Raw genomic sequence first — 13,677 nt, forward strand, 5'->3', positions numbered from 1 at the left:
TAATTATCCAAAGGAGAAGTTGAAGTTATTTAAATCAATGGTTGATGGTCAATAGTCATTAATGACTAGCTTACGGATAAAGGACAATTTCACAATTAGCAATTCTCAAAAAACTATTAGACATGGACAAACGATACTCTCATTTATCACTTACCAAAAAAGCCCTTCTGGAAAAATGGAAGGCTGGTCAATTTACAGAGCAGGCTATTTCCAAGCGTCCATTCTCAGACCATGTTCCCTTATCTTTTTCCCAGCAGCAACTGTGGTTTATTGACCAGTATTACCATGGAAGTCCCTTCTACAATATTCTTGGTGCTCTTCATTTAAAGGAGAGGCTCAATGTAACTGCTTTCAAGCAAAGTCTTAACGAAATTTTGAGACGTCACGAAGCTTGGCGCACCACTTTTGTGACAGTAAATGGACAGCCGAGGCAGGTCATTGCACCCGAATTAACCTGGGATCTACCTATAATCAACCTTGAGCATCTATCAGGTAAACATTGGGAACCTGAAGTTCAGCAACTAGCAACTGAGGAAGCTAAAAAGCCCTTCGATTTAGCTCAAGGACCACTAGTACGAGCAACTTTGCTGCGTCTAAGCAAAGAAGAGCACGTTTTTCTTTTGACCATGCACCATATTGTCTCTGATGGATGGTCTAGTGGCGTGTTCATGCGGGAGTTAGCAACACTGTATGCTACATTCTCTACAGATCAGCCTTCACCCCTGCCTGAACTCCCCATTCAGTACGCAGACTTTGCTGTTTGGCAACACGATCGCTTGCAAGGTGAATTGCTCAAAACCCAACTAAATTATTGGAAGCAACAACTAAGTGGTGACCTACCTGTGCTGCGGTTACCCACGGATCGTCTGCGACCCGGCATTGCCACTTTTACTGGCTCAAAGGAATACTTTACTTTCTCCAAAACTTTAACAAAGGCACTTAATAAATTAAGCCAGCAAGAAGAAGCCACTTTATTTATGACTTTGCTAGCGGGCTTTAATACATTACTTTACCGCTATACAGAGCAAGAAGACATCCTAGTAGGTTCTTCAATTGCTAACCGTAACCGAGCCGAGTTGGAAGGGATGCTTGGCTTTTTTGTCAATACTCTAGTGATGCGTAATGACCTGAGCGGCAACCCGAGCTTTCGTCAACTTCTGAGTCGGGTGCGTGAGGTAACTCTCGATGCTTATGCACATCAGGATTTGCCTTTTGAGAAGCTGGTAGAAGAATTGCAACCTGAGCGAAACCTAAGCCGTAATCTTCTGTTTCAGGTAATGTTTGTTCTACAAAATGCTCCAATGCCCCTTCAAAAGGTTTCTGGTTTAACCTTGCGTACCTTGGAGGTTGATAGCGGCACGGCAATGTTCGACATGTTCTTATCGATTGCCGAATCAGAGCAGGAATTAACAGGGTTTTTGGAGTACAACACCGATCTGTTTGATTCGGCAACAATTACTCGCTTAATCAAAAATTTTCAAACTCTACTAGAAAGCATTGTTGCTAATCCAAATCTGCAAATCTCTGAATTTCAAATACTTACTGTAAGAGAGCGAGAGCAACTGTTAATAGGATGGAATGATACTGGGTCGGATTATCCTCAAAATGCGTGTCTCCATAAATTATTTGAGCAGCAAGTTGAGCACTCACCTAATGCTTTAGCATTAATTGGTCAGTCAGACCAGTTGACCTATAAGCAGCTCAACCAGAAGGCTAATCAGCTTGCCCATTATTTACAAAAGTTGGGAGTTACAACAGAAACCTTTGTCGCTATTTGTCTAGAGCAATCAGTGGAAATGGTTATTGGGATTTTGGCTATTCTCAAAGCAGGCGGTGCTTACATTCCCCTTGACCCCAATTATCCAAGTGTTCGCCTAGATTTCATGCTCTCTGATTCTCAGGCTTCAGTGTTACTAACCCAACAGGGGATATTAGAAAAGCTGCCCAAATCTTCAGCTACAACTATTTGCTTGAATGTCCACAAAGACGCAGTTGCCCAAGAATCTCAAGAAAACCCTATCAGCACTTTTACAGCTAATCATCTGGCTTATGTTATCTACACTTCTGGTTCAACTGGAACTCCCAAGGGCGTTCTCGGTACTCATAAAGGCACAGTCAATGGCTTACAGTGGTTGTGGAAAACCTATCCTTTTGAAACTGAGGAGATTTGTTGCCAAAAAAGTGGTATTAGTTTTGTAGACTCAGTATGGGAGCTTTTTGCTCCCTTACTTCAGGGAATTCCAAGCGTTATTATTCCCGATACAATTGTTAAAGACACCCAACTCTTCATAGAAACTCTTAGCGATCGCAAAGTTACACGGCTGATACTTGTCCCTTCATTGCTTCAGGTACTTGTAAATAGCTACGGCAATCTAACTAAAAATTTGTCGAAGCTCAAACTCTGGATAACCAGTGGAGAAGTCCTTTCTCTAGACTTAGCACGAGCTTTCCAAGAATTGATGCCAACGGCAAAACTAATCAACCTTTATGGTTCATCTGAAGTCTCTGCCAACGTCACTTGCTACGACACAAGTTTATTGCCAGAAAAACCAAGTAGCGTTCCCATCGGTCGTCCAATTGACAATACACAGGTTTATGTATTGGATCCCTATTTGCAGGCAGTTCCTGTAGGAGTCTTTGGTGAATTATATATTAGTGGTGATGGATTAGCTAGGAGTTATCTTAATCATTCTGAATTAACCCACAAACGGTTTATTGATAACCCCTTTGTGCCAGGAAGTAAGATTTACAAAACTGGTGATTTAGTGCGTTATCTAAATGATGGTAATCTTGAGTATTTGGGTCGTCATGATGACCAGATAAAAATCCGAGGCTTCAGAGTTGAACTAAGAGAAATTGAGGCAGTAATCGCACAATATTCAGATGTCAGAGAATGCGTTGTCATCGCTATTGATGATCCTCAAAGCGAAAAACGTCTCATAGCTTATGTGGTGACAGAGACACAAAATCTTGTCATCTCTAAAGAAAATCAACCACAAACAGAATTGTATACAGAGCAATTGTCTGAATGGGAAAAAGTCTGGGATGAAACTTATACTCAACCTTCTGTCCCACAAGACCCAACCTTCAATATTGTTAGCTGGAATAGTAGCTATACTGGTAACCCTATTCCTCCAAAAGAAATGCAGGATTGGGTAAACTATACAATTGAGCGTATTCTTGAGAAAAACCCGACCCGTGTTTTAGAAATAGGTTGTGGCGTGGGTTTGCTCCTGTTCCGCCTTGCTCCTCTATGTACAAAATATGTGGGTACAGATTTCTCACAAACCGCTCTGGACTATCTCGGGAAGCAGCTGCTTATACTAAAGCAAGCCCGGGAGCAGGTAACTCTTTTTCAAAAAAATGCCAACGACTTTGAGGGAATCGATGCAGATAGTCTTAACACAGTAATTCTCAATTCTGTCATTCAATACTTTCCAAGTATCAACTATCTCTTACATGTCTTAGAAGGATCTGTAAATGCGGTAGAACCAGGCGGATTTGTTTTCGTGGGAGATGTGCGTAACTTCTTACTCTTGGAGCCTCTTCACGCTTCGGTCGAACTGTACAAAGCTTCCGATGAGTTAACCAAAGTTCAGCTACAACAACGAGTACAAAAACGCCTTACCCAAGAAAAAGAACTGGTAATTGACCCAGCCTTCTTTATTGCCTTAAAACAGCATATACCGAAAATTAGTCATGTTCAAATTCAGCCAAAACGAGGTCGCCACTCTAATAATGAAGTCACCAAATATCGCTATGATGTGACGCTTCATATTGGAGCCACTGATAATTCCCCAGTTAAAATTTCTTGGATGGATTGGCGGGAGCAAATGTTAACGCTGTCTTCAGTTCGTCAGTTAATAGAACAAACTCAGCCAGAATTTTTAGGCTTGACTGGCGTGCCAAATGCTCGGATTTCAACAGATATCAAAATGGTAGAATGGCTGACAAGTTATAACAACTCCCAGATAGTGGGTGAATTTAGATCAGCTTTGGAGGAAAGCGTTAAAAGTTCTGAGGTAGACCCGGAAGATTTTTGGGATTTGAGCCAGGATTTAGGCTATACTGTTGAGATTAGTTGGATTGGTTCTGACCGTTCGGGAAGTTACAATGTGCTGTTCAAGCGAGATAAAACGGCAGTTGTTAAATTCCCTGGTGAAAATGCCCGCGTAAAACTTTGGAATGTTTATGCAAATAATCCCCTACAGGGAAAATTTGCCCGCAATTTAGTGCCACGACTCCGCAGCAAACTACAAGAGAATCTGCCGGAATATATGGTACCTTCTGCCTTTGTGATGTTGGATGCGATACCGCTAACGCCGAGTGGGAAACTAGACAAGCGATTGCTTCCGGCTGACGATGTTATTCGATCCCACTCCACCGAATCCTTTGCCGCTCCTCAAAACCATTGGGAATTGGCTTTAGTACAGATTTGGGAAAATCTCCTGAACATCAGCCCGATTGGAGTTACAGACAACTTCTTTGAATTAGGGGGGCACTCTCTTTTAGCTGCACGCTTAATGGCTCAAATTCACGAGCGGTTTGGGCAGAACCTTCCCCTATCTACTCTTTTTGAAGGTTCGACAATCAAACAACTTGCTAAAATTCTTAGCCAGCAAATTAGTTCGGGTTCGCGTTCGCCTGTGGTAGCCATTCGGTCTTCCGGTTCAAGGATTCCTTTCTTCTGCGTACATCCAGCAGGGGGAAGCATTATTGCTTACCCAAAGATGGCAAGCAAACTCGATCTAGAACAACCATTTTACGCGCTGGAACAAAGCCCTAATCAACACGAAACGGACATTGTTTCAGTTGAGGAGACAGCTGCTTATTATATTGAAGAAATTCGCGTAACGCAACCAGAAGGTCCGTATCTTTTGGGAGGTTGGTGTTACGGCGGGATGATTGCCTTTGAGATGGCACAACAACTGCGAAGGCAGGATCAAAACGTATGTTTGCTTGCTGTGTTTGATGCTGTATTTCCAAAAACTGCTACCCACATAATAAAAGATGATGCTCAATTAGTAATTCGCATAGCTGGATTTCTAAAAAACTTTTTTGGCATAGATGTGCCACTTTCCTATAATGAACTCCAGCAGTTCCCACCCGATGAGCAATTCAAGCTCTTGATGAGGAAAGCTAACATTGTTAACGATGCTGAACTTCAGCAGTTTCTTCGTATTTACAAACTTTTTAAAGCTCATATTCAAGCTATGCGAGATTATGTCCCGCAGGTTTATCCCGGCGAAATTACTCTGTTTCGAGCTACCGATGAAATTACTCACGATTTTCAAAACTCAGAGTTCACAAGTGATGACCCTTTGTTAGGTTGGGGTAAATATTCTGAGCAACCCATCAAGTTAATTGAAGTTCCGGGCAATCATTTCTCGATGTTTACTGAACCTTATGTCCAGGAATTAGCACGACAGTTAAGACGCTGTTTTGATGATATCAAATGCTGAAAATAGTGTTCCTTAAACAGGAAGTATAAAAACTGAATGCCCTAATCAGAATTCAGTTTTCACAATGATACCAATACCCTGTGTAGCTAAAGCTATGTCTCAAGTAGACCTTTCTCAACCGCCTACATTTAAAAGTGTAGAAGATGAGCGCCTCCATCGCAAACAACACTTAGCTGCGGCGTTCCGCTTATTCGCCCGCTACGGCTTCGATGAAGGTGTTGCTGGTCACATCACTGCTCGTGACCCCGAATTTCCTGACCAATTTTGGATTAATCCTTTCGGGATGCATTTTGGTCGCATCTGCGTCTCAGACCTTCTGCTGGTCAATCACAAGGGTGAGATTGTGAAGGGTGACAAACCAGTGAATGTCGCTGCTTTCGCTATCCACTCCCAAATTCATAAAGCCCGACCGGATGTAGTTGCAGCAGCTCATTCCCATTCGCTCTACGGCAAAACCTGGTCAACACTTGGACGCATTCTCGATCCTATCACCCAGGATGTATGTGCGTTCTATGAAGACCACGCTCTGTTCTCTGACTACACTGGTGTGGTGCTAGGCTCTGAGGATGGTCAGCGCATTGCTGCTACACTAGGAGATAAGAAGGCAGTCATCCTACGCAATCATGGCTTGCTGAGCGTTGGTCACTCGGTTGATGAGGCAGCATGGTGGTTGATCTCGATGGAGCGGGCCTGTCAAGTACAGGTGATGGCTGAGGCAGTGGGGAGGTTAGTGCTCATAGACCACGATACCGCTAGTCTGACTTACACTCAGGTTGGTTCCCATTACGTAGGCTGGTTCAGCTTCCAATCGTTATACGACATGATTGTTCACCAGGAGCCAGACTTGCTCAACTGAGATGTGGCAAAACGACCAAAAAGCCTCAGTTGACCTAACAATATGGGTCAAAGGGATATTGTCCCTTTTTTATAATTGGGTAAAAGGGCATTCGCCGTCGAATCCCCCTCCCCTGATATCATCGTTGAACTATGCTTGGACAGCAAGTGTTTTGAGCATGGAACCCACATTCCGCATCTTAAATGGCTTTGTTGCATGAAACAAAAAAAGACACACCTTTGCTTAGTGAAATTGTGATTTAGTTTTCAATTTTGTAGCTATCGGGTTTGCCCAACTGGATCATGCGATTAAGGGCAGCACATTGCAAGAATAATTCAACGGCTTGATTGTCAAAAAATCGTCGTCTTAACTTGCCTCCGAAAATAATTTTGAGGCGAAACATAGCTGTTTCAGACAGCGAAGCCGATGATATCCGCTTTGTTGCTTCCATTGCTTGCGTCCAACTTGATGTATTGAGCGCAGATTCTCATCTCTTGGATGAGGAGGTGCTTTACGGTTACCATGTTGTTGAATCTTGGCGTTACTGCGCGGAGGAATACTCGCTGTGGCACCCCGCTCCTGCGTCGCATCGTAACAGTCGAATGTGTCATAGCCACCATCACCAGATAGTTGCGCTATCGGATGCTCAATCTGCTCCAACAAGTCAGGTAGTACCTCGCAATCAGCGACATCATTAGTAGTGACTACAGCAGCCAAAATCTCCCCGCTTCCCTCATCAACTCCTAAATGCAACTTGCGCCATGTACGCCGTTTACCAACTCCATGTGTGCGAACTTTCCACTCGCCTTCACCATATACTTTTACTCCCGTCGAATCCACCACGACATGAATAGCCTTATTCTTTGGAACTACTGGCAGTTCCACTGACAAGAAAGCTCAAACGACGGGACAGCGTGGAGTGATCTGGTACTTCTAGCTCAACCCCCATGAGCGTGAACAGCGATTCCAAAAAACCTTCTGCTTGCCGCCCAGGTAAATGAAACACCGATTGAATCGTCCCCATTGTTGCGATTGCCACGTCGCTGTAATAGTTGGAAGCTCCTTTTCGTCCGGTTTTTTTTTCATTGCGCCACTGCTCCACCACCTCCTCACTCACCCAGAAGCTAATACTGCCTCGCTGCTTAAGCGCTGCATCATAAGCGTTCCAGTTGCGAACCTTATACTTCGCTTTGGTTTTCATGGTCAAGCTGGGAGTAGAAAGGGGATAAGTAAAATTTACCATTTCTCCCTATTCACGCAACAACGCCATCTTAAATTGTCAAACTACGTAATTTTAGGGAATTTTCGATGCCCAACCGCAGTTACGCTATTCTTGGAACCGGTGCCCTGGGCGGCTACTATGGTGCTTGCCTACAACGAGGCGGGCTGGATGTTCACTTCCTGCTGCATAGTGATTATGAATATGTTAGCAAACATGGTCTAGTTGTTGAGTCAATAGACGGCGACTTTACTCTCCCCCATGTTAACGCCTACAATGATGTGAGTGAGATGCCTCTTTGCGATGTCGTGGCCATAACACTGAAGACGACGCAAAACCACTTGCTGCCACATTTGTTGCCAGCTGTAGTGAAGGAGGGCGGCGTTGTTCTGTTGCTACAGAATGGACTGGGTATTGAAGAAGAAGTTATCAGGATTGTTGGACCGCAACAACAGATCATAGGGGGGCTGTGCTTTCTGTGCTCTAATAAGGTCGGACCGGGACATATCCGCCACCTAGACTATAAAGAAATTAAACTCGGCGAATATGCCCCTAACTATCGACCCTGTGGTGTTACTGAACAGATGTGTCAGATTGCCACTGACTTTGAACGCGCCGATATTCCCATCCGTATGGTAGACAACTTACTCCAGGCGCGTTGGGAAAAACTGGTTTGGAATATCCCCTACAGTGGACTCCCTGTTGTCCTCAATGCCACGACGGATGAGCTAATGGCGGATCTTCACACTCGCTCTTTAATCAAGCAGTTAATGAGTGAAGTGGTAAAGGGTGCAAGAAGTTGCGCTTGCACTATCTCCGATGACTTTATCCACTACCTGCTTGAGCACACAGACAAAATGAAGCCGTACCGCACCAGCATGAAGATTGACTACGATGAACACCGCCCACTAGAGGTAGAGGCAATCTTTGGCAACCCACTACTTAAAGCACAGGAAGCTGGTGCTAATTTAACACAACTTACTATGCTTTATCAGCAGATTAAATTCCTTGACGCCAAAAATTGCGGTTGTGTTGCAAAAAATTACTGAGGGCATGAGAATATTTTATTGTCAGTAAACCAAAAAGTTTTTTCTAAAAGGGAAATTATCAACAATTTTGTATTGTGTAATACTTTTTTCTCTTAATTCATCTCACCAGCAGACAGATTATATATCAGGAATACTTATAAAAATCTGGATGCTAAAATGATGACATTAACTCGATGGAATATAAATACCTTTAACAACTTCGTATTTACGTTCAACAACCTGGCGTAAAAACGCCAACATCTGTTTTAGCTCTTAGCTCAAAAAGTTTACGATAAATTAATCGATGTCCTGGTCTTTTTTTGCAAACTTTGAGCCACAGAAAGTTCACCCAAATATTTACCAGAAGAAAAGATATACCAACAAATAGTAACCTCAAAACAGGATTTTTATTATTAGTTCTAATCCGGCAGAGATTTTTTAATCGGTAACTGCTTTCAATTCCCAGGGCAAACGCATCTTATTTACTACTGGAGTTTGGACTAATTTAGATTCAACCAGTAATTAAGAGAACAGCAAGACAAAGTTACCCAACTTCCTGGAGAAACTGAGTCAAGTTGAATCATGAGAAAATCAGCCGAAACTAAGCAGCAGTTGAGTCAGCTTTGTTAAGTGATTCTTCGGTTTTAGGTTTTTTAGATGCGTGTTTTTTGACAGTAGGATAACGCTTACGCGAAGGTGGCTGATGCCCACTCCAGCACATTACTTTAACTCGACCAACTTTCGGGTCTTCAACATAAGAGAGTTTCAGTTACCTCTGTCCAAGTTTCCGGGTCATTGAGCTTAAACTTATGACCATGTTTACACGGTGCACCTCGTCCTTTGTAAGCACCAGGTGTACCCCATACGCATCGGTTAGAAGCTAAACGCAACAACAGGTCTGCGTCAATCTTCTCCGTTGCTTGGACAAATTTGGCGAAGACAAGAACCTCGGTCATAAGCAGCAAGCGGTCTTTTTCCTAACTCACGAGTCACAGTTTTTAGTTGAAATGCCGCCCTACTCGTTGGCGTTTCAAAGCTGGTGATCCGTTCATGTCTTAACGGCAATGCCCAACTCCCATCTGCCTCTGGTATCCAGGCTAACGTACTGTAACTTTGTCCAATACCTACACTAGCTCCTCTCTCCCCATGAAAAGTTCTTTCGGGAGCAACGCGATTTGGTGAAGTAGGATCAAAAACCAGCGATCGCTAACAACTTTCTTCAGTACTTAAAAATATTTGTTACATAGATGGACGTATTAATACATAGACTGCCAATAAATTTTAAGTGTGGTGATTGATGTGTGCAAAAATTTATGAGGGTCAAAAACAAGGTAGGATTCCGGTTAAGTAATCTTTCTAGGGTTTTAACGTCTACCTTTTATGGCAAAAAATATAAGTGCAACTCTTGATTTAAACAAGTCAGTTAAAAGTTTTCATTTACAGGTAACAAAACTTTTAGAATTTACAAATATCACAGAGTGGAATGGGAAAAAGCTGAGAGAACGAGAAGAAGAAATTAGAGAACAACTAAATTTAGTGGCTGCATTAATGATTTAGTTGGCTTGTTATCTCCAGGCAGGACTGTACAACCTGAAGCATCAAATTCCAATCCATGAAAAGGACAGGTGATTACACTACTGCCATTAGGTTTTGTTATGCACCATCCCTCTGATAGCATTGCACCCATGTGAGGGCAAGCGTTGGGTAAAGCATTAGTTACACCATAATTATTTTGCCAAAGGACGCAATCATTACCTAGCAAAGAAAATTTCATTGGTTTATTTGGCTTAAGCATGGAACGATGTGCCAACAGCCACGGTGCGCCTTGCAGTTGCTTCATAGTTGAGAAAGTTAACTTACTAATTAATCAGTAAGCTTATCAATTTCCTGCCCTGCCCTCAATTCACAGATTCAATGTCTTCAATATTGAGGCGCTCGCCTGATACCATATAAACACAAACCCTAAATTTTGATGCAGTGGTTCGACACAGTAAACGACTTACCAAATCAGTTCGCCCAGTTCGAGATGCCCAGATAACACAGCAACAAATTTTGGATGCGGCAGAGTACGAATTTTCACGGCATGGCTTAAACGGTGCGCGTCTGAGTGCGATCGCTAATCGCGCCAAGGTGACAACTGCAACACTTCATTACTATTTTGAGAGCAAGGAAAGCTTGTATAAAGCAGCCTTACAACGCTCAGTCGATGAAGTTCAAACCATTCTTGAGCAATTCAACTTTGACGGTTTATCCCCCGAAGAAGCCCTAAAGCAGATTATCCGCATCGCAATTACCAATGAAGCTCAAAATCCTCAGCGTCAAATGCTGTGGTTTCAGGAAGCAAGTCAAAATCAAGGAGTATATTTCAAGGAATGTAACGTTTTGAGCCTCCATGAGCATCTGCTCAAAATTTTAGAACAAGGCATTGCAGAAGGATATTTTCGCTCCCTCAAACCGTTTCTGGCGCTGACCCATATCTTGAGTATTTGCCTGTTTTACTTCACAGTTCATGAAAACTGGAAGCATCTAACTCCAGAGATTAATCGTTTTAGTCCAGAAATAATTGAGGAACACACCGAAGAAGCAATCACCTTTATTTTGGCAGGTATTAAACGCTTACATCCATAAACGGAAAGGCTTATCTGGATTTTTAATATTAACTTGTTCCAAAATACTCTCGTTTCAGCTTGAAGTCGTTACTTACTCTCAGATAGTTTTCTCAAGTCAATGGTAATAAGGGAAAAAGAATTAGTTGAAAACTGATATTTCATCTTCTTACTTCTCCAGGGTTAGCGCGTCTCAAAACCTATTGACAAAAGGACTTACCTGATCAGAAATCAGGTGGGAAACCAGGGTTAGCGCTAGGAGAGTGATGCTAAGAGAGTGTGGGCGCAATCAGCTACGCCCCGCCTTAAGAGCGATGGCGTAACCGCCATGAGCCGGTGGCGATCGCTCTAGTAATAACTAACGTAGCGTGGGCGCGGCGTACAGGCAAGCGATTTATGGACGGATGCTTGAAGCGGGGTAAAGCACCTAACAGAAATTGTTGAACTTTATTATTCACCTACAGTCGGCGATCGCGGTGTCGCCATTGGTGGGAAAATTACTTATGAGAAGAGCAGTTCTGATAAGCAAATGCCCCGCCAGTCAGTTACATCATTAGTTCTGACCAATCCCCCATCTTTGACAATTCACCCGGCTGCGGTGTACCTGTCTGTGCTGTCGTTAGGTTCTAAGCGGACAATGGAAGAGGCATTAAACAAAATCGCTTCTTTACTCACCAATGGGGAGTGTGACGCTTATACTCTCGACTGGGCAGCGCTGCGCTACCAGCACACTGCGGCCATACGCACTGCCTTAGTGCAGCGATATGCCCCAGCGACAACTAATAAAATGCTGTGTGCATTGCGACGAGTGCTAAAAGAAGCGTATAGATTGGAATTGATGGATGCAACTGATTACGCCAAGGCTGTGGATTTTCCTAGCGTTAAGGTCAAAACAAGACTCAGAGGTAGGGCGCTTTCTTCTGAGGAAATAGCAGCACTGATGAGAGTTTGTATTGAAGACCCTACATCGCAGGGTATTAGGGATGCAGCACTAATTGCTATACTGCGTGGTGCAGGTGTGCGGCGCTCTGAGGTGGTCAACCTGGATTTGAAAGATTTTAGTGTCAACACAAATTCTCTGGAAGTGCGTGGCGGTAAAGGGGGCAAAGACCGGACGGTGTATTTATCAACTGCTGCAACTGCTGTGGTAGAAGATTGGCTGTTGCTTCGGGGTCGCAAAGCTGGAGCGCTTTTGTGTCCGATTCGCAAAGGCGGAGAAGTACAGCTGCGACGTATGACTTCTCAAGCGGTACTGCTGATTGTGCGAAAACGGGCGACTGTTGCTGGGGTTGAGTCATTTTCTCCCCATGACTTTCGCCGGACATTCTGCTCAGACCTGCTAGACTGTGGCACTGATATTGTCACTGTCCAAAAATTAGCCGGACATGCAACGCCAGCGACAACTTCCAAGTATGACCGCCGAGGAGAGGAGCCTAAACGTAGGGCTGTAGAAAAATTAGATATTTCCTATACTCCCCGAAGGAGATAACCTTCAGCAAGTTTTTTTAACTTCTAACATTGGCACGCTTTGCTACTTGGCACGCTTGATAAGCGTGCCAAGTAACACAGGAGCGAGGCGATCGCTTCATCTTCATGCAAGCCAATTTTCCCGATTTGGGTGGTAACGCACTTACCCGCTCATATCGAGATCCACGCCACACAACAAGCGGGTAGTATTTCTTCATAAAAACATTGCTTGAGGAATGCGCTGACACATTTGGCGATGATAGCATCAAGGTAATCCATCATGATGAATTACACGATTTAATAAGCGTGGAGAGTCCAAGTTTACCTAGATGATACGTGAACATGAGCAATACAGGGCGTAAAAAAAAATTAGCATCTTTCAACTGTGACGAAAGGAAGTGGGGGCAGTTTATCGCCTGTTGCAACTCAAAAGGCACAACAGCAACAGCCACGCTGCTCGAATTTATCGATCTCTACTTAGGCGATTCCCAAGATAAGGTTGATGCAATAGGTGGTAACGATTTAGACGAACGCCTAGACTCAAAGATTAAGGCAAGTGTAGAGAAGTACTTAATTGCGAGTAATAAAAGTCACAATAATCCAACTAATGAAACGATAAGAGCTATTTGCGAAAGACTTGATAAGCTCGAGTCAGAGTTTTCAAATGAATCTAATAGCAACCAAACCACAGCAATTGATAATCTTGCCAATTTAGAACAAAAAGTGGAGAAGATGTATGCCCGAATGACACAGTTGGCTGAGGCGATCATTAAAATTCAAGACTATCTCAACAATCAACAAAAGCGGGGACAGAAACCGTACTACAATAATTCATCATTCAAAGTGCATACTCCTAGAATGCAACCGTTAACTGAAGAAGGTTTAGCCAAGAGACTTGGTGTAAGTGAAGAAAGTGTACGCAAGGAGCGAATTAATCTTCCCCCACCGCTTTTTGTAGCATGGTGTAAGGGGAAGGATAGAGCAGGGTTGGGGTGGGAATTTAACGATCGGACGGGATTATATCAGCCAGTAAGTTAGTATTTTGATTAATTTCAACTTG

The 13,677-nt window shown here is 43.3% G+C and carries 10 protein-coding genes and 1 pseudogene; 6 read left to right on the plus strand and 5 right to left on the minus strand.

Annotated features, from left to right (window positions below):
• Nucleotides 1–122 precede the first annotated feature (122 nt).
• Nucleotides 123–5,462: a non-ribosomal peptide synthetase gene (locus RM368_RS12615; protein WP_322694362.1), complete on the plus strand. Its 5,340-nt coding sequence runs from the start codon at nucleotides 123–125 to the stop codon at nucleotides 5,460–5,462.
• Nucleotides 5,463–5,526: 64 nt separating this feature from the next.
• A complete protein-coding gene (locus RM368_RS12620; protein WP_322694363.1) occupies nucleotides 5,527–6,318 on the plus strand; it encodes a class II aldolase/adducin family protein in 792 nt (263 codons plus the stop codon).
• A gap of 238 nt (nucleotides 6,319–6,556) precedes the next feature.
• On the opposite strand, the pseudogene RM368_RS12625 reads toward RM368_RS12620, so the two are convergent.
• A pseudogene (locus RM368_RS12625) lies at nucleotides 6,557–7,498 on the minus strand (IS5 family transposase).
• A 107-nt stretch (nucleotides 7,499–7,605) separates the two neighbouring features.
• Between RM368_RS12625 and RM368_RS12630 the strand changes: the two are divergent.
• The gene (locus RM368_RS12630) at nucleotides 7,606–8,565 is read left to right on the plus strand and encodes a putative 2-dehydropantoate 2-reductase (protein WP_322694364.1); all 960 of its coding nucleotides are present in this window, start codon (nucleotides 7,606–7,608) and stop codon (nucleotides 8,563–8,565) included.
• A gap of 728 nt (nucleotides 8,566–9,293) precedes the next feature.
• Here RM368_RS12630 and RM368_RS12635 read toward each other — a convergent pair.
• Both RM368_RS12635 and RM368_RS12640 read right to left on the minus strand, forming a co-directional pair.
• Nucleotides 9,294–9,500, minus strand: coding sequence for a hypothetical protein (locus tag RM368_RS12635; protein ID WP_322694365.1), 207 nt, complete (start codon nucleotides 9,498–9,500; stop codon nucleotides 9,294–9,296).
• Nucleotides 9,501–10,060: 560 nt separating this feature from the next.
• Entirely contained in the window at nucleotides 10,061–10,384 is a 324-nt protein-coding gene (locus RM368_RS12640) for a Rieske 2Fe-2S domain-containing protein (RefSeq protein WP_322694366.1), read from the minus strand.
• A 137-nt stretch (nucleotides 10,385–10,521) separates the two neighbouring features.
• On the opposite strand from RM368_RS12640, the gene RM368_RS12645 reads away from it, so the two are divergent.
• Nucleotides 10,522–11,172 carry a TetR/AcrR family transcriptional regulator gene (locus RM368_RS12645; protein WP_322694367.1) on the plus strand — a complete coding sequence of 217 codons (651 nt, stop codon included), beginning with the start codon at nucleotides 10,522–10,524 and terminating at the stop codon, nucleotides 11,170–11,172.
• A gap of 283 nt (nucleotides 11,173–11,455) precedes the next feature.
• On the opposite strand, the gene RM368_RS12650 is transcribed toward RM368_RS12645, so the two are convergent.
• The gene (locus RM368_RS12650; protein ID WP_322694368.1) at nucleotides 11,456–11,608 is read right to left on the minus strand and encodes a hypothetical protein; all 153 of its coding nucleotides are present in this window, start codon (nucleotides 11,606–11,608) and stop codon (nucleotides 11,456–11,458) included.
• Nucleotides 11,609–11,679: 71 nt separating this feature from the next.
• On the opposite strand from RM368_RS12650, the gene RM368_RS12655 reads away from it, so the two are divergent.
• Nucleotides 11,680–12,639, plus strand: coding sequence for a tyrosine-type recombinase/integrase (locus tag RM368_RS12655; RefSeq protein WP_322694369.1), 960 nt, complete (start codon nucleotides 11,680–11,682; stop codon nucleotides 12,637–12,639).
• A 16-nt stretch (nucleotides 12,640–12,655) separates the two neighbouring features.
• Here the strand turns inward: RM368_RS12655 and RM368_RS12660 are convergent, their stop codons facing one another.
• The gene (locus tag RM368_RS12660) at nucleotides 12,656–12,835 is read right to left on the minus strand and encodes a hypothetical protein (protein ID WP_322694370.1); all 180 of its coding nucleotides are present in this window, start codon (nucleotides 12,833–12,835) and stop codon (nucleotides 12,656–12,658) included.
• 124 nt (nucleotides 12,836–12,959) lie between these two features.
• Between RM368_RS12660 and RM368_RS12665 the strand changes: the two genes are divergently transcribed.
• Nucleotides 12,960–13,655, plus strand: a complete 696-nt coding sequence (locus RM368_RS12665; RefSeq protein ID WP_322694371.1) for a hypothetical protein — start codon at nucleotides 12,960–12,962, stop codon at nucleotides 13,653–13,655.
• Nucleotides 13,656–13,677: the final 22 nt, after the last annotated feature.

This window comes from Nostoc sp. DedSLP03 (assembly GCF_034530815.1).
Lineage (GTDB): Bacteria > Cyanobacteriota > Cyanobacteriia > Cyanobacteriales > Nostocaceae > Nostoc.